The following is a 15,650-nucleotide window of genomic DNA, read 5'->3' as shown; positions in this document are numbered from 1 at the left end:
GGAGGGGGCGGATGCTTCGGCATCCGCCCCCTCCGTCATTCCTGCCGCCGGTCAGTCGGCCGGCAGGGCGAAGGGGTTGTCGCCGGCCTCGGCCAGCAGGTACCAGGCGGTCGCGCCGGTGTGCAGGCTCGCGTAGTAGAGGTCGCCGAAGCCGGAGTCGAGGCCGTCGGTCGAGGTCGCGACGATCCCCTTGCCGTCGCCGTTCTCGGCATCGCGCTGACCGAGACGGATGCTGTCGAGCAACGTGCCCGCGTAGGCGGCATCGCCGGCGGCATCCCGCAGCTTCAGGGCCAGTGCGAGGTGCGCTGCTCCCTCGAACCAGACCTTCGAGGTGTCGACATCGCTGATCCCGGGGCCCGTGTAGGGGCCGTCGGTGCCGATGAGGTTCGCGAGCGTCCAGTCGAGTGCCGCGTCGTAGCGCGGGTCGCCGGTCGCGAGCGAGGTCCAGGTCTGCGCGTCGAGCGGGATGGGGTGAGTGTTGACCGTGCTGCCGTCGAGCAGCGTGCCGGTGTCGACGTGGCCGTCGGGGCTCTGCATCGCGGTGACGAACGCAGCGGCGACGGCGGCGCGGTCGGCCCAGACGGTGTCACCGGTGAGCTGGGCGAGCTGCCCGAAGAAACCGGCGATGTCGGCGTTGTGCTCGGTGGACTTCCAGACGAGCGAGTCACCGGCATCCGTCTGTCCACCGGTGTAGCCGAAGGGGGCGCGCACCATGTCGGCGGTGTTCGTCTGGATCCAGTTCGCGATGTCGAGCGCACCGTCGAGGTAGCGCTGATCGCCGGTGGCGTGGAAGAGGCGGGCGAGGGCGAGGCCGGCCCAGGCCTGGTTTCCGGTGAACGTGCCGGGTCCGGTGATCTCCATGCGGCCCTGACGGATGGCGTGGGGTTCGTAGTGCGTGCGCACGCGTCCGTCGCCGATCGGGTCGTTCTCCTGCACGAAGAGCAGCGTCTCGCCGATGCTCTTCGCGCGGCGGATGTCGTCGGGAAGACCGCGGGCGGTGTACGCGATGATGACCAGCGCGTCGTCGTAGACGAACGACGGTGTGAAGTCCCAGGTCGGCGTCGTGAAGAACCCGCCCTCGTAGCTGCGGGGCAGGCACATGCCCTCGCCGTCGCAGAACTGGTCGGTGCGCGCGTCGAGGAACTCGTAGGCGAGGGCGATCGACACGGAGGGCTCCGGAGCGGTCGGGTCGGCGGTCTCGTCGGCGGGGACGGGGTCTCCGGTGGCAGCGGATGCCGCGCCGGCGAGCACGGCGGTGGCGACGAGCGCGACGACCACCGTCCAGCCGACGGCACGACGGGGAGAACGGGAACGAGACATTGGGGGACCTCTCGTCAAACTCCGTGCGCGGTGGGGGAACGCACACGGGCGACCCGAAGGTCACGCGATGATCATCGCAGTTCCGTCGCCGAGAGGGAAGGGGATTTCTTACAGTTTCTGCTCGTGTATGAATAAAGGCTTCATCGGTGCGGGGTTGGAGTGCAGCGTCACGGGAATCGCCGCTTGCCATCCTCGGTGAAGCCGAAACTCGGCTCAGCTCGGGGGTGCTCGAGTTCCGGGAACTGGTCCACCGGACCGCCGTCCAAGTCACCGTCCGCATACACGAGCGCCAATACGTCGTGCGCGTCACCGGGCTGACATGTGGACGTCGCCGAAACGGTCACAGAGTCGAAGAGCTCCCCCGGACTGATATCTACGACGAGAAGATCGACATGCTTCTCCGGATACTCTGCCTCGACCACGACATCCGCGATCTCCCCCGAGTACCCCCGCGTCTTGATATCCGACCACCCGTTCTCGTCCAGCCACGCAGCGACCTCCTCCGCCAACTCCATCGGCGCGCCGTCGAGCCGCCACCCCTCAGGCGTACGCCTCGTCAAATCAAACTCGTACCTCGACGCATCACCGGGCACTCCCACGGAGAATCCCCATACGCGCTGATCTGCCAATCCGCATCCAAAATCTCCAGCTGCACCCCCGCAACCGCTTCCTTGTACGCGAAGTTCACCTCGCGCGCCTGCTCGAACACCTCTTCGTCAGAGACGGGTGTCCCGCATCCGCTCAGACCGCAGACAAGCAAGAAGGCCGAGGACGCGGCGGTGAGCACCCGCGATGGCGGCGTCACTCGCTGTCGTTCCAGAAGCGACGTTTGCCGTCCTCGGTATGACCGAAACTCGGCGGCGCGGTCGGATGCTCAGACGCCGGTAGCTTCTCGCGCTCACCGTCTCCAGGCCGCCTCATCGTCGAGATCGTATGGGCGTCACCCGGCTCGCAGGTGCTCGTCGCGTAAAGCGCAACGTGATCGTATAGTTCCCCAGGGCTGATGTCCGCGACCAGCAACTTCACGTGCGCCTCAGGGAAAGCTCCCTCAACGACAGCGTCGGCTATCTCCCCGGAATAACCTCGGATCTTGACGTTCGTCCAGCCATTCTCGTCCATCCACTCCGCCAGACTCTCAGCAATAGCCATCGGCGCGGCGTCGAGGTGCCAGCCCTCCGGGGTGTATCGAATCAGATCAAACTCGTATCCATCGTTCCCACATGTTTCAGGGGAGTCTCCATATCCGGTAACGTCCCACTCTCCATCGAAGATCTGCATCTGCACGTCGGCGATCTGAGCCTTGTACGCGAAGTTCACTCCACGCGCCTGCTCGAGCAACTCTTCATCCGTCATCGGTTCGCCACATCCACTCATCACCAGAAGCAGCCCCGCCATCAGCGCTGCACTCGTCGCACGTCGCACGTCGTTCACGAACGCGCTCCCTCGGATAGAACGATCGAATCGACGAGATCGACGACCGTCTGCTTGAAGGACTGCGAACGCGGGTCGAGGTAACCGACCGCCTCGTCGTCCCACTGCGGGATGAACGACGGTGACATTCCTCCCGTCTGCTGGGTCTTGAATCCGTCGAGGAGATAGAACCACTCCGTACTCGCCTGCGAGTTGTGCCCCTCGACTCTCTCTCCCCAATCCCTGTCACCGTCGCCGTAGCCGAGCACCCACCCACCGTCGGACCCGAACGTCTCGGCGCCGGCGATGGTTCGCGGGTCGACCGTATGAGTGGACACGTCGAACCTGCCCATCGGAGCGATGAAGTCGTCTTCGGCATGCGTCGCGAAGAGGTTCAACTCGTTCCGCCGGATGAGGTTCTCCAGGTCCGCCGCCGTCTCTTCGGCAATGCCCGCCGATCCGTACAGCCACGCGTTCTGCACGAGCCCGGGATTGTTCGCGACCATCTCAGCCCCCATTGTCGTGCCGAGCGAATGCAGACCGAGATCGAGTTGCACGTTCGGATTCGACCGGTCGAACCCGCGAAGCAACTGCGCGAGTCTCTCTGCACCGGCGTGTGGCCTCTCGAGTTCCCACACGTTCGACGGCCCTCCCGAGTCCCACTCCATGAAGAGCACGACGGCGGTCGTCGCCGATGACCCGATCTCAGACAGCTCGGTCATCGTGGCTTTCTGCAACGCAATCGCCGAATCGGACCACTCTCCAATCTGAGTAACGTCGGTCGAAATGCCGTGGGTCAGCGTGGTGACCTGACCAGCGTTATCCACCTCACCGAACCCGAGGCTGACACGGGGGCTCCCGTCATCGGTCTCAAAGAACAAGGACAGAAGCGAAATCACCGGCGCCGTCTCCGCGTCCGAGTCCGCAAGCAGATCCTGCACACTCTCCAACTTCCGCCGCTGATCATCCGTCAGCTCACCATCGAGCAACCGCTCAAGCTCCGCCCGGTTGAACTCGTCCTTCGCGGCCGCGGGGATGCCGTTCAGGTTCCCGATCACGGTCGGTGCCCCACCCAGCAGCACGGCGAGAGGCCCCATCGCCCAGGCTCCGTCATCGCCGCGGGTGGACGCACGCCCGAGCTGATCCCACAGCGCCCGCGCCCGATCGACATCGACGAACCCGACGGTCCCGGCGAAGTCCGGGTGCGCCCCGAGCCACTCCTTCGCACCGTCGGGGTCGCCGTTGCCGAGCGCGGTGATCCGGGCCGCCACGGCATCCGACATGTCTCCACGCAGCCGGTCGGCCAATGTCTCGTCGCTCACGGGGCCGCCCGGGTACGGGGCGGCCGTGTCACCCCACGAGCTCTGCGTGCTGGTGACCGGCACACCCCACGCTCCGCGCGGATCGTCGCCCCCGCTGATTCCCTTCAGATCCGAGGCGAGGAAGTCCTCGGCTGCTTCGACGTCGATACGGAAGACGCGGATGTCGGCTTCGAGAGCGATGACGGCATCCTGCGCGTCGCGCCAGGCATCCGTGGCATCGGTCTGCGCCTCGCCCGCCCGCCGGGTCGAGTCGGATGCCGGATCGGTCTCGTACGACCGCCAGTACGCGGCATCCGCCGACTCGAGCCCCGACTGCGCCGTCTCGTGCTCCTGATTCACGGTGAGAATGCGCGCTTCGAGCTCGTCGCGTCGCTTCTGCAACGCAGGGATCGTGGTCACGGTGAACTCATCGAGCACCCGACGGGCCGACTTCATCGCCTCGACGAAGTCTGCGGCGGTCCCGGCGGGTCCGTCGAGCATCGTCTCGGCGATGCCGGCATCCTCGACGACGAACACCTCGGGCAGGCGTTTCCACTGATCGTTCGCCTGGTTCGCCGCATCGGCGAGGGTGCTCGCGGCGGTGAACACCTGGGTCCCCAGCATTTCGAGCACCGTCGGATCGAGCAGCAGCGGCAGCTCGCCACGTACCGCGCTCACAGCATCACGTCCACACCGAAGCTCGCATCGACGAGGGCCTGCGCCATCTGCTCATCACCGGTGACGATCACCACCGTGGCGTCGCCCACCGCCTTCGCCGACGCGCTGATCGAATACATGACGGCACCGGGCACGATGCGACGATCCTCCATGAAGGTGCGCCACGCGTTCGCGACGGCCGTTCGCCCGTCGACGGTCAGCGCCGCCGGCCCCTCGGCTGCGGCGCTGACGATCTCACGATGCGCGGACTCGAAGTCGCCGCCGAGGGTGTCCAGCCCCGTCAGCATCCCGAGGACCCCGTCCGGATCCACCCGATAGTCGACCCCGGCATCCGCCTGAATCCTGCTCACCCCGACCCCCTGTCGCCGCGCACCACATGACGGTGCCGGGCCAGCGTAGCGACGGGGAAAAGCTCCTAACCGATATACCCAAATCTGTGGATAACCGGCCGGTACCGGAGCCGCCTAGACGGTCATCGCGGGCGGCCACACCCCGATGATCGCCGCCATCACGAGCACCGTCACGAGCTCGTGCGCGATGTTGAGGGTCGTGAGCCGGGTCGAGCGCCCCTCGAAGGCGTCGTGGGTGATGAAGCGGGCCGCCGTGAAGCCGGCCCAGAGGGTGACCGCGGTGATGACGGCACCCCAGAACCAGGATCCGCCGTAGAAGTGCCAGGCGATGGCGGATGCTCCGGCGAGCACCCAGGCCGTGATGAAGCTCACGATCACCGTCGTGATGATCGGCCAGACCGCGGTGGCCGCCGGACGATCCATGTCGACGTTCGCGAGCTTCGACCAGCGCGTACCGAACACCTTCGGCGAGTACCAGATCGAGCCGACGATCATGCTCGACAGCGTGGCCAGCAGAACGGCCCAGTAGTTGATCTCGGGAATCATGCGACACCTCCTCGTGATGGTGCCGTCAGCGTACTCCCGGGTGCGCGGTGCGCGAGTGATGCAAGCGCTTGCATTAGGCTCGGGGGATGCCTGAAATCGAACAGTTCGCCGCGCCCGGATCCGAGTGGTGGCGCAGCGCCGTCATCTACCAGATCTACCCCCGCTCCTTCGCCGACGCCTCGGGCGACGGCATCGGCGACCTCCCCGGCATCACCAGCCGCCTGGACTCGCTGAAGGACCTCGGCGTCGATGCGATCTGGCTGAGCCCCTTCATGACCAGCCCGCAGCGCGACGCCGGCTACGACGTCGCCGACTACCGCGACGTCGACCCGCTCTTCGGCACGCTGGCCGACTTCGACACCATGCTCGAGGCGGCCCATGCCCGCGGCATCCGCGTGATCGTCGACCTCGTGCCCAACCACTCCTCCGACCAGCACGTGTGGTTCCAGGAGGCGCTGAAGGCGGCGCCCGGCAGCCGCGAACGCGCCCGCTACATCTTCCGCGACGGCACGGGCGAGAACGGCGAACTGCCCCCGAACAACTGGGAGTCGGTGTTCGGCGGCGGCATGTGGCAGCGCGTGACCGAGGCCGACGGCACCCCCGGCCAGTGGTACCTGCACATCTTCGACGCCACCCAGCCCGACTTCGACTGGACCAACGAGGAGGTGCGCGAGGAGTTCCGCTCGATCCTGCGCTTCTGGCTCGACCGCGGCGTCGACGGCTTCCGCGTCGACGTGGCGCACGGCATGATCAAGGCCGACGGCCTGCCCGACTACACCCCTCCGTCGGATGCCGACTCGATGGGCGGCGGCGAGGCGAACGTGCCGTACTGGGGTCAGGACGGCGTGCACGACATCTACCGCGACTGGCACGAACTGCTCGCCCAGTACGACGGCGACCGCGCCCTCTGCGGCGAGGCCTGGCTGCCGACGCTGAAGAAGACCTCGCTGTGGGTGCGCCCCGACGAGATGCACCAGACCTTCAACTTCCCGTACCTGATGACCGCGTGGGACGCGAAGGCACTCGGTGACGTCATCCGCGAATCGCTCGACGACTTCGGAGCGGTCGGCGCCCCCAGCACCTGGGTGCTCTCGAACCACGACGTGGTGCGCCACGCCACCCGCCTCGCGCTCACGGTCGACAACCCGCAGGGCGAGGGCATCGGCCCCCACACCCCGAACAAGCCCGACGCCGTGATCGGCCTCGCCCGCGCCCGCGCGGCGACGACCCTCATGCTCGCGCTGCCCGGATCGTCGTACCTCTACCAGGGCGAGGAGCTGGGCCTGCCGGAGGCCATGGAGATCCCCGACGAGTACCGTCAGGACCCGACCTGGTTCCGCACGAAGCACGAGCGCTACGGACGCGACGGATGCCGCGTGCCGCTGCCCTGGGAGGCGGATGCCCCGGCGTTCGGCTTCAACGACACCGGACTCTCGTGGCTGCCGCAGCCCGACGAATGGGCGACGTACGCGCGCGACGTCGAGCTGGCCGACCCGAACTCCACCCTCTCGCTCTACACCGAACTGCTGGCGCTGCGCCGTGCGCACGGCTTCGGCTCGGGCTCGCTGGTCTGGGAGGACTTCGGTGCGGATGCCGTCGCCTTCCGCCGCGGTGACGTGCACGTGGTCGCGAACCTCGGCACTGCACCGATCGCGTTGCCCGGCGACGCGACGTTCCTCGTGAAGAGCCAGCCCTTCGCGGGCTCGGAGCTCCCCGTCGACACGACCGTCTGGTTCACGCGGGGCTGATGCCCTCCGGCCGGGGCCGCACGTGCGTGCGGCCCCGGCATCCGCTCACCCACCCGATCACCCGATTCGAAAGGCGGCGCGATGGCGAGCATCGACGACGTCGCACGATTGGCCGGCGTCTCGACGGCGACCGTCTCGCGCGCCCTGAGCGGGCGAGGCAAGGTGTCAAACGAGACGCGTGCGCGGGTTCTGGCGGCCGCCGACAGCCTCGGCTACGTGGTGTCGTCGCGTGCGTCGAGCCTCGCCTCCGGGCGCACGCGCACGGTCGGCGTGATCGTTCCCTACCTCGACCGCTGGTTCTTCAGCACCGTGCTGTCGGGGGTGTCGTCGGCGCTCATGCGCGCCGGCTTCGACATCACGCTGTACAACATCACCCCCGACCGCGAGACGCGGCGGCACGTGTTCGACACCTTCCTACGACGGCAAGGTGTGGATGCCGTGATCGCCGTGTCGATCCGGCTCGACGACGACGAGACGCGCCGGCTGCTCGAGCTGGGGATGCCGATCATCGCGATCGGCGGACCGCATCCGACCCTCGAGACCCTCACGGTCGACGAGCTCGGCATCGCCCGCCTCGCCACCGAGCACCTGATCGGGCTGGGCCACCGCGACATCGCGTACATCGGGGCGACCGCCGAGTTCGACGAGGAGTTCCACGTGCCGACCAACCGTCGCCGCGGGTTCGAGGAGGCGCTGGCCGACGCGGGCATCCCGGTCGACCCGTCGCTCGTGGTGGCCGCCGACTTCACGATCGCGGGCGGCCTGCGCGCCGCTCATCAGTTGCTCGGCGGGGGCGGTCCACGGCCGACCGCGGTGTTCGCTGCATCCGATGAGATGGCGATCGGGGCGATCCTCGCGGCGCGGGAGCACGGCATCCGCGTTCCGGAGGATCTCTCGGTGATCGGCATCGACGGGCACGAGCTCGGCGAGATCTTCGGGCTCACCACGGTCGACCAGTTCCCGCTGCAGCAGGGCGAGCGCGCGGCCGCCGCGGTGCTCGCGCAGCTGGGCGAAGGCGAGGTCCCGCCCGCCGATCTGCCGTTCGTGCTCACCGACCGGGGTTCGACCGCCGCGGTGTGAGCGGATCGGGGTTCATAACTCCGGAGAGAACGGGCGTTCCGGGGTGGTTTTCGGCCAGAACCGGGGTTCGGGGGCCGGTTCTGAGGAGTTATGCGCCGCGGGCGGCGTACCTAACTCAGGAAGAACGGGCGCGATCGTCCGATTCAACGGCCGAAACTGCCGTTCGAAGGCCGATGTTCCTGAGTTGGGTACGCGCGGGGCCGGTCAGGGCTGGTGCGGGAGGCTGTGGAACTTGCGGTCGACGTAGACGAGGGGGCGGCCCTGCGGGCCGGCGAACACCTCGAGCACCTCGGCGATCACCACGCTCGACGTGCCGACGGGCACGGTCTGCAGCGCGCGGCAGCGCAGGGCGAAGCGGGCGGCGGGGAGGTATGGCTCGCCCGTCGGCAGGGTGCTCCACTGCTGCTCGGGCGTGAAGCGCTCCGACCCGCTCACGGCGAAGCTCTGCGCCAATTCGGAGTGATCGTGATCGATCAGGTGCACGACGAAGGTCGGGGCCGAGAGAAGCCCGCCCGCGCTTCCGGTCGCCCGGGTGACCGAGAACACGATCGCGGCCGGGTCGACGGCGACGGATGCCACGCTCGACGCGGTGAGTCCGACGGGGCCCTCGGGGGTCGCCGCGGTGATGATCGCGACGCCGGCGGGGTGGGTGCGGAACGCCGCCTTGAGCCCTTCGCCGACGGCGCTGGGGACGGGGATGCCGGATTCTGCGGTGCTCACTCGGCGCCCTCCTGCGGGGGAAGTGCGGCGATGAGCGGGTGGTCGTGCGCGATCATGCCGACCTTGGCCGCGCCCCCGGGCGAGCCCACCTCGTCGAAGAACTCGACGTTCGCCTTGTAGTAGTCGGTCCACTCGTCGGGCAGGTCGTCTTCGTAGAAGATCGCCTCGACGGGGCACACCGGCTCGCACGCCCCGCAGTCGACGCACTCGTCGGGGTGGATGTAGAGCGAGCGTTCACCCTCGTAGATGCAGTCGACGGGACACTCGTCGATGCACGCGCGGTCCTTGACATCGACGCACGGCAGGGCGATCACATAGGTCATCGGGTCTTCCTTCGGGTCAGCGTTCCACGCTAAAACCTCAAGTACACTTTAGGTCAAATCCGCGGGCCAGGATCCGCGGGCATGAGCCACAGTATTCCGGAGGCAGCGATGACCTCGCACGCCGATGCCGCGCACACCGCCGAGGACGCCCTCTCGATCGGCGAGATGACGCGACGCACGGGGGTCGCGGCATCCGCTCTGCACTTCTACGAGTCGATCGGCCTCATCGCCTCCTTCCGCACGCCCGGCAACCAGCGCCGCTACCCGCGGCACATGATCCGGCGGGTCTCGCTGATCGCGGTGGCGAAGCGCCTCGGCATCCCGCTCGCCGACGTGCAGACGGCGTTCGCCGACGTGCCGCTCACCGAGACCCCGAGCCACGACGACTGGCAACGCGCCTCGCGCCGCTGGAAGCGCGCGCTCGAGAAGCGTCGCGAGGGCATCGAACGCCTCGAACGCGAACTGACCGGATGCATCGGCTGCGGATGCCTGTCGATGAAGGCGTGCGGTCTGCTGAACCCCGACGACGCACTCGGCAGTCTCGGGGCGGGCCCCCGCCGACTCAGCGACGAGGACGAGGTCTGACCGCTCGCTCCGGATGACCTCGTGTTGCACTCCGAGGTGCGGGGCGGATGCCGCAGGTCTTAGCGTCGCGGTAGACCCTCCTTCCTCGGTGGCGCCGTCGCGCCCGGCGGCGGGAGCACCCGACGCACACCAGCAGAGAGCAGAGCATGAGCGCCTACTTCGACAGCGAAGCCGACAAGACCTACACGAAGGTCTACAAGGAACACACCCCCGACATCCTCGCGGCGTTCGCGGCCTTCGACAGCGCCGTGTTCGCTCCCGACGAGTCGCGGGCGATCCCGCTGAAGTACCGCGAGTTGATCGCGCTGGCCGTGGGCATCACCACGCAGTGCGTGTACTGCATCGACGCGCACTCGCAGAAGGCCGTCGCGGCCGGTGCCGACGAGGCCGAACTGGCCGAGGCCGCCTGGGTCGCGACCGCCATCCGCGCGGGCGGCGGATTCGCGCACGGACGCCTGGCGTTCAAGCTCGCCGAGCCCGCGCACCAGCACCAGCACTGAGAGCAGGATCATGCCCGACTTCGCCCCCGAGAAGCAGTGGATCGTCGTCGACACCGACACCGGCATCGACGACGCCCACTCCTTGCTCTACCTGCTGGCGCAGCCCGACGTCGAGATCGTCGGCATCACGACGATCTACGGGAACTGCGCGGTCGAGGACTCGGCCCGCAACGTCGCGTACGTGCTCGACGTGGCGGACGCCCCGCGCATCCCGATCTACCTGGGCGCGAGCGGTCCCCTCGACGGCGACCCGTCGATCGCCTGGTTCGTGCACGGACACGACGGCCTCGGCGACCGCGGCTTCGAGCGCCCTGAGCCCACGCTCGAGGCGGAGTCCGCGGCCGACTACCTCGTGCGCATCGCCAACGAGCACCCGGGTCAGATCGACCTGCACCCGCTCGGACCGCTCACGAACATCGCGCTGGCGCTCGAGAAGGACCCGGAGCTGTTCCTGAAGTTCCGCTCGGTCGTCATCATGGGCGGCGCGGGCCCGTACCCGGCGCCCGGAACCCCGACCGTGACCGATGCGAACACGAACAACGACCGCGCGGCGGCCGAGGCCGTGTTCGGTGCCGTGAACAACGGCAACGTGATCATGGTGGGCGTCAACGTGAGCTCGCAGGCGCTGCTCGAGGAGGACGTCACGGCGCTGCTGCTCGGCTCCGACCTACCGACGGCGCACTTCGCGGGCACGATCCTCGATGCGTACAACGACTTCTACCAGTACAAGTGGGGGCGCCGGATCTCGGCCGCCCACGACGGACTGTCGTCGGTGATCCTGCATCGCCCCGAGATCGTGACGGGCTGGATCGAGGGCCCGGTCGACTTCACCCCGGCCGCGGGTTCGCTCGCGACCCGGGTCGCTCTCACGAGCGACGGCCTGCCGCTGGTGTGGGGCACGCCCGAGGGCGCCTCGACGCGGGCGGTGACCTCGTTCGATCTGACCGAGTTCCGCCGCCGCTTCGTGCACGCGCTCGCCTACGGCCGCACGCGTCCGGCGCTCGACCCGGCCGGTCGCACGGCACCCGCGGGCTGGCCGAACTCCGGCCCGTCGGGAGCGGGCGGGACGGACTGACGGATGCCGGAGGATCTGCTCGCGTTCACCTCGGTCGCAGACGTCGGGGTCGCCCTGGCGAACGTCGCCGAGATCGATGAGGTCATCGGCCGCATCGCCGCCGAGTCGCCGGCGCGCGACCACGACCGCGACCCCGAGCGGGGACTCCGCGCCGACGTGCGCGAGCTCGCCCGCCTCGGGCTGACGGCAGCGCGCCTGCCCGTCGCCGCCGGGGGCGCGGGGCTCACGTACCCGCAGCTCGTCGACCTGCAGATCCTCCTGGCCCGTGCCGACGCGAACATCACGCAGAGCCTGCGCACGCACTTCACCACCAGCGACCGCGCCGCCCGCGCCATCGCCCGCGGTGAGACGGATGCCGCGACCGCCGAGATCGCGGCCGGCCTGCTCTTCGCCGGCGCGACCACCGAGGGCGCCGGAGAGATCGGCACGGTGGGCACGACGCTGCGCACGGATGCCGACGGCATCCTGCGTCTGAACGGACGCAAGGCCTATGCGACCGGCACGGGCTACGCCGACCGGATCTCGGTGCTCGCTTCCGACGAGGACGGCCGCCACCTGGTCGCGATCGTGGCTGCGGATGCCGAGGGCGTCGTGCTGCACGACGACTGGGACGGCGTGGGCCAGCGGCTCACCACGTCGGGCACGGTCGAGTTCACCGACGTGGTCGTCGACCCGGGGCGCGTGCGCGTGGGCGAGGGCTCGCGCACCGACCGGCTCGGCAACCTCGACGCCGTGCTGCAGCTCACGCATCTCGCGACGCTGGCCGGGATCGCGCTGCGCACCCGCGACGACGCGATCACCTGGCTGCGCTCGCGCACCCGCAACTTCAGCCACGCCTCGACCGCCGTGCCCGCCGACGACCCGCAGCTGCAGGAGCGCATCGGCACTCTCGACGGTCTCGCGCAGGCCGTGGTGGCGTCGGTGCGCACGGCGGCCGCGCTGCTCGGAGCCGACCTGGATCGCCCCCTCGCCGAGCAGACCGGTGACGGGCACCTCGCCGTCACGCGCGCGCAGATCACGGTGCCGGCGCTCGTGCAGCAGGCCGCGCAGAGCGTCTTCGACCTGGGCGGCGGATCGCTCGTCGACGGCCGCCTGGCCCTCGATCGGCACTGGCGCAACGCCCGCACGCTCAGCAACCACAACCCCGTTCACCTCAAGGCCCGGGCGCTCGGCGAGCGCGCGCTGGTCGGCAGCGACCTGCCCGAGATCTGGTACGTCGGCACGGGTCGGCTCGGGGCATCGGCTCCGACATCCGCCACCGCATCCACGACAGCATCCGCGACCGCTGAGAAGGAGCCCGCCCGATGACCCGCCCCCTCGTGATCGGCGCGAACGTCTACGACTACGGCACGGATGCCGGTGCCTGGCGCGCGCCGGGCGAAGACCCGTTGCGGGTGTTCGGCGCCGACTTCTGGCGCGACGCCGCCCGCACGGCCGAGGACGCCGGCATCCACGCGATCTTCCTCGCCGACACCCCGGGACTCGCATCGAACCCGGCGATCCGTCCGAGCCGGCTCCTCGAACCCCTCGCGGCCCTGGCCACGGTCGCCGCCGAGACCGAGCACCTCGGCATCATCTCGACCGTCTCGTCGAGCACAAACGACCCGGTCGAACTCGCCCGGCGTCTGCTCAGCGTCAGCGCCTTCAGCGGCTCGCGGTTCGGGTGGAACGTCGTCACGGGGGTCACCGGTCCCGCCGTCACCGACTTCGGCTACACCTCCGACCCCGGACGCGAGGAGCGCTACGCCCGCGCCGAGGAGTTCGTCGATGCCTACACCGCGTTCCTCGCCGCCGTGCAGGGCGACACCGACTACGTGCACGAGGGCGAGTACTTCGGCGACAGCATCCGTCGTGCCGATCTGGGCGTCGATCCCGCGATCCGGGCTCTGCTGCCCGACGTCGCGCCCCTCGTGGTGCAGGCCGGCGGCTCGCCGCGCGGGCGTCAGCTCGCCGCCGCGAGCGCCGAGGCCGTGTTCGCGGCCGAGACCGTGAAGGAGACGGCGGCCGAGAACCGCCTCGACCTGCGCCGCCGGTCGGCGGAGCTCGGGCGGCCCGCGCCGCTCGTGCTGCCCGGCATCCACCTCGTCGTCGGTTCGACCGACGAGGAGGCCGAGCGCCGCTTCCAGACGATCCACGAGCTCAGCCCCGACGGCTACGTGCTCAAGCGCTTCACCGCGATGTTCGGCATCGACGGCTCGCGGCTCGACCTCGACGCCCCGGCCGAGGGCGAGATCCAGCGCCTGTCGGGCGACCCCTCGGCCGCGCCGATCGGGTTCCGCAAGGCGATCGCCGCCTACGGCGCGGCCGGCAACCTCACGGTGCGCGAGCTGCTGCGGTACTTCGCAGGCTTCGGGCACCAGCTCTTCGTCGGCTCGCCTGAACGGCTCGTCGACATCATGACCGACTGGGTGGATGCCGGGGCCGCCGACGGCTTCAACCTGCTGTTCGACACCAACCCGTGGGGCCTGCGCGAGTTCGCCGAGCACGTGACGCCCGTGCTGCGCACGCGCGGGCTGCTCGCCTCGCACGGCGATCAGCCGTTCACCCGCTGGATGAGAGAGGCCCGCTGATGACCCGTCTGCTGCGCGTCGACGACGCCACCCTCGCCGCCTTCGCCGTGCGCTCGGGCTCCGGACGTGCGGCGCGTGCCGCACTCGGCGCCGAACTGGATGCCGCGGCCGACGTGCTGCTGCTCGGCGACCTCTCCGGCCCCGGGCCCGACCGCACCGCCGCCGCGGGGGCGTTGCTCGCGATCACGCAGCGGGTCGTCGTGGTGCCGATCATCGGTGAGCGGCAGCATCCGATCAACCTCGGCCGGAACATCTCGACCCTGTCGAACCTGCACGGGCGGCGGATCGGTCTGGCCGGGACGTCGGCACCGGTGCTGGCGCTGATCTCGCGGCTGTTCGAGTCGTGGCCGCTCGATGCGATGGTCGGTGATTCCGAGGCCGGGGTGTACGTCGACGATTCGTGCATCGTGCGGATCTCAGACCCCGCCTTCCCCGCGATCGGCGGGCCGCTGACGGTGCCGGTGGATGTCGCGGACAAGCCCGTGACGGTGCTGTTGTCGTCGTCGGCCCAGGTGGAGCCGGGGGTCGATGTGGTGCTCGACGGCGGGGCACTGCCGGTGTGGGGAACGGTGCCGGTGATCGGTGACGAGGGCGATGAGGACATCGTCGGGGCGCGCACGGCCTTCGGCCTCGGTGCGTCTGCGGCGATCGCAGTCGGCGCTCCGGCGTTCGCCGGGTCGGGTCGGTTCGACCAGGTCTGAGGTTTCGGGGCGGGACGCTTCGACAGGCTCAGCGACCCAGTTGTGGGCTCAGCGAACCAGTTCCTGCATGCGACTGGATCCCTGAGGGCACTGGGTCCCTGAGCTTGTCGAAGGGCCCCACCCCACAGCACCCGCACCGCACCGCACCGCACCGCACCGCACCGCACCGCACCGCACCGCAGGAGATCACACGCTCCGCAGGATCAGAACAGCGGATGCCTCCTGCACAAGGCGAGATCTCCTCCCCTCGCGCGTGCGCGAGCGCTTCGACAGGCTCAGCGACCCCGTTGTGGGCTCAGCGACCCAGCTTCTTCACACGGCTGGGTCCCTGAGCTTGTCGAAGGGCCCCACCCCACAGCACCCGTCAGGAGAACTCGATCTCGTCCACCGGGGCGAACTCCTCGAACACGTCGTCCGTGCCGCTGTACTGCTCGAGGTACGTCGGTCGCCCCTGATCGATGAAGAGGATCAGCCCCTCGGTCCCCCGCCACCCGTCGAGGATGACCCGCGGGCCCACGCTCGCATACTCGCCGGAGGAATCCCCGAGGTCGATCGACGGACAGTGACCGCATGCGCATCTCCCCCAGACGCGTAAGTCGTCGACCTTCTCGAGCAGCGCCGCTCGCTCTCCCTCGTCGAACGAGCCGTGGGAGGGCTTCGCGTGCGTGATCATCGCGACCAGCACCTCGCGCTCGCGGGTGGTGAGTTCGCGGCCATTCGGAGTTTCCATCGACGCCGAGACT

At 69.2% G+C, this 15,650-nt stretch carries 17 protein-coding genes; 8 read left to right on the top strand and 9 right to left on the bottom strand.

Features of this window, described 5'->3' with window-relative positions:
• Positions 1 to 51: 51 nt before the first annotated feature.
• The 6 genes from KV396_RS08535 to KV396_RS08510 all read right to left on the bottom strand — a co-directional run bounded on the left by KV396_RS08535 (position 52) and on the right by KV396_RS08510 (position 5,605).
• Positions 52 to 1,320, bottom strand: a complete 1,269-nt coding sequence (locus tag KV396_RS08535) for a hypothetical protein (RefSeq protein ID WP_247957541.1) — start codon at positions 1,318 to 1,320, stop codon at positions 52 to 54.
• Between the two features lie 167 nt (positions 1,321 to 1,487).
• Positions 1,488 to 1,919 (bottom strand): hypothetical protein, encoded by a 432-nt coding sequence (locus tag KV396_RS08530; protein ID WP_247957540.1) that lies wholly within the window; start codon positions 1,917 to 1,919, stop codon positions 1,488 to 1,490.
• A gap of 202 nt (positions 1,920 to 2,121) precedes the next feature.
• Positions 2,122 to 2,751, bottom strand: coding sequence for a hypothetical protein (locus KV396_RS08525; RefSeq protein WP_247957539.1), 630 nt, complete (start codon positions 2,749 to 2,751; stop codon positions 2,122 to 2,124).
• Positions 2,748 to 4,709 carry an alpha/beta hydrolase gene (locus KV396_RS08520; RefSeq protein ID WP_247957538.1) on the bottom strand — a complete coding sequence of 654 codons (1,962 nt, stop codon included), beginning with the start codon at positions 4,707 to 4,709 and terminating at the stop codon, positions 2,748 to 2,750. The genes KV396_RS08525 and KV396_RS08520 overlap by 4 nt, the downstream gene beginning before the upstream one ends.
• A complete protein-coding gene (locus KV396_RS08515; protein ID WP_247957537.1) occupies positions 4,706 to 5,059 on the bottom strand; it encodes a hypothetical protein in 354 nt (117 codons plus the stop codon). The genes KV396_RS08520 and KV396_RS08515 overlap by 4 nt, the downstream gene beginning before the upstream one ends.
• Positions 5,060 to 5,173: 114 nt before the next feature.
• Positions 5,174 to 5,605 (bottom strand): DUF1761 domain-containing protein, encoded by a 432-nt coding sequence (locus KV396_RS08510; protein ID WP_247633089.1) that lies wholly within the window; start codon positions 5,603 to 5,605, stop codon positions 5,174 to 5,176.
• A gap of 86 nt (positions 5,606 to 5,691) precedes the next feature.
• On the opposite strand from KV396_RS08510, the gene KV396_RS08505 reads away from it, so the two are divergent.
• Positions 5,692 to 7,353: a glycoside hydrolase family 13 protein gene (locus tag KV396_RS08505; RefSeq protein WP_247957536.1), complete on the top strand. Its 1,662-nt coding sequence runs from the start codon at positions 5,692 to 5,694 to the stop codon at positions 7,351 to 7,353.
• 81 nt (positions 7,354 to 7,434) lie between these two features.
• Positions 7,435 to 8,433 carry a LacI family DNA-binding transcriptional regulator gene (locus KV396_RS08500; RefSeq protein ID WP_247957535.1) on the top strand — a complete coding sequence of 333 codons (999 nt, stop codon included), beginning with the start codon at positions 7,435 to 7,437 and terminating at the stop codon, positions 8,431 to 8,433.
• 204 nt (positions 8,434 to 8,637) lie between these two features.
• On the opposite strand, the gene KV396_RS08495 is transcribed toward KV396_RS08500, so the two are convergent.
• Both KV396_RS08495 and fdxA read right to left on the bottom strand, forming a co-directional pair.
• On the bottom strand, positions 8,638 to 9,153 hold the full coding sequence (locus KV396_RS08495) for a flavin reductase family protein (RefSeq protein WP_247633092.1): 516 nt from the start codon (positions 9,151 to 9,153) through the stop codon (positions 8,638 to 8,640).
• Positions 9,150 to 9,476: a ferredoxin gene (gene fdxA, locus KV396_RS08490; protein WP_247623660.1), complete on the bottom strand. Its 327-nt coding sequence runs from the start codon at positions 9,474 to 9,476 to the stop codon at positions 9,150 to 9,152. The genes KV396_RS08495 and fdxA overlap by 4 nt, the downstream gene beginning before the upstream one ends.
• Before the next feature lie 108 nt (positions 9,477 to 9,584).
• Between fdxA and soxR the strand changes: the two genes are divergently transcribed.
• From soxR to KV396_RS08460, 6 genes are all read left to right on the top strand, one after another.
• The gene (soxR, locus tag KV396_RS08485; protein WP_247634004.1) at positions 9,585 to 10,061 is read left to right on the top strand and encodes a redox-sensitive transcriptional activator SoxR; all 477 of its coding nucleotides are present in this window, start codon (positions 9,585 to 9,587) and stop codon (positions 10,059 to 10,061) included.
• 146 nt (positions 10,062 to 10,207) lie between these two features.
• Positions 10,208 to 10,561 (top strand): carboxymuconolactone decarboxylase family protein, encoded by a 354-nt coding sequence (locus KV396_RS08480; protein WP_247623661.1) that lies wholly within the window; start codon positions 10,208 to 10,210, stop codon positions 10,559 to 10,561.
• Positions 10,562 to 10,571: 10 nt separating this feature from the next.
• Positions 10,572 to 11,636, top strand: a complete 1,065-nt coding sequence (locus KV396_RS08475; RefSeq protein ID WP_247957534.1) for a nucleoside hydrolase — start codon at positions 10,572 to 10,574, stop codon at positions 11,634 to 11,636.
• Positions 11,637 to 11,639: 3 nt separating this feature from the next.
• Positions 11,640 to 12,944, top strand: coding sequence for an acyl-CoA dehydrogenase family protein (locus KV396_RS08470; protein WP_247957533.1), 1,305 nt, complete (start codon positions 11,640 to 11,642; stop codon positions 12,942 to 12,944).
• Complete coding sequence (locus KV396_RS08465) at positions 12,941 to 14,206, top strand: LLM class flavin-dependent oxidoreductase (RefSeq protein ID WP_247957532.1); 1,266 nt, start codon at positions 12,941 to 12,943, stop codon at positions 14,204 to 14,206. The genes KV396_RS08470 and KV396_RS08465 overlap by 4 nt, the downstream gene beginning before the upstream one ends.
• Complete coding sequence (locus tag KV396_RS08460; RefSeq protein WP_247957531.1) at positions 14,206 to 14,907, top strand: hypothetical protein; 702 nt, start codon at positions 14,206 to 14,208, stop codon at positions 14,905 to 14,907. The genes KV396_RS08465 and KV396_RS08460 overlap by 1 nt, the downstream gene beginning before the upstream one ends.
• Positions 14,908 to 15,271: 364 nt before the next feature.
• Here the strand turns inward: KV396_RS08460 and KV396_RS08455 are convergent, their stop codons facing one another.
• On the bottom strand, positions 15,272 to 15,637 hold the full coding sequence (locus tag KV396_RS08455; RefSeq protein WP_247957530.1) for a hypothetical protein: 366 nt from the start codon (positions 15,635 to 15,637) through the stop codon (positions 15,272 to 15,274).
• Between the last annotated feature and the right edge of the window lie 13 nt (positions 15,638 to 15,650).

The organism is Microbacterium galbinum (assembly GCF_023101185.1).
In the GTDB taxonomy this organism is placed as follows: domain Bacteria; phylum Actinomycetota; class Actinomycetes; order Actinomycetales; family Microbacteriaceae; genus Microbacterium; species Microbacterium galbinum.
The sequence above is the reverse complement of the archived record's forward strand: the minus strand, read 5'-3'. Positions and strand labels throughout refer to the sequence as shown.

Excerpts from the sequence above, each read along its gene's own strand:
- soxR (WP_247634004.1), top strand. The coding sequence starts at position 9,585 with ATGACCTCGCACGCCGATGCCGCGCACACCGCCGAGGACGCCCTCTCG.
- KV396_RS08510 (WP_247633089.1), bottom strand. The coding sequence starts at position 5,605 with ATGATTCCCGAGATCAACTACTGGGCCGTTCTGCTGGCCACGCTGTCG.
- KV396_RS08505 (WP_247957536.1), top strand. The coding sequence starts at position 5,692 with ATGCCTGAAATCGAACAGTTCGCCGCGCCCGGATCCGAGTGGTGGCGC.
- KV396_RS08535 (WP_247957541.1), bottom strand. The coding sequence starts at position 1,320 with ATGTCTCGTTCCCGTTCTCCCCGTCGTGCCGTCGGCTGGACGGTGGTC.
- KV396_RS08470 (WP_247957533.1), top strand. The coding sequence starts at position 11,640 with ATGCCGGAGGATCTGCTCGCGTTCACCTCGGTCGCAGACGTCGGGGTC.
- KV396_RS08465 (WP_247957532.1), top strand. The coding sequence starts at position 12,941 with ATGACCCGCCCCCTCGTGATCGGCGCGAACGTCTACGACTACGGCACG.
- KV396_RS08460 (WP_247957531.1), top strand. The coding sequence starts at position 14,206 with ATGACCCGTCTGCTGCGCGTCGACGACGCCACCCTCGCCGCCTTCGCC.
- KV396_RS08500 (WP_247957535.1), top strand. The coding sequence starts at position 7,435 with ATGGCGAGCATCGACGACGTCGCACGATTGGCCGGCGTCTCGACGGCG.
- KV396_RS08455 (WP_247957530.1), bottom strand. The coding sequence starts at position 15,637 with ATGGAAACTCCGAATGGCCGCGAACTCACCACCCGCGAGCGCGAGGTG.
- KV396_RS08475 (WP_247957534.1), top strand. The coding sequence starts at position 10,572 with ATGCCCGACTTCGCCCCCGAGAAGCAGTGGATCGTCGTCGACACCGAC.
- KV396_RS08480 (WP_247623661.1), top strand. The coding sequence starts at position 10,208 with ATGAGCGCCTACTTCGACAGCGAAGCCGACAAGACCTACACGAAGGTC.
- fdxA (WP_247623660.1), bottom strand. The coding sequence starts at position 9,476 with ATGACCTATGTGATCGCCCTGCCGTGCGTCGATGTCAAGGACCGCGCG.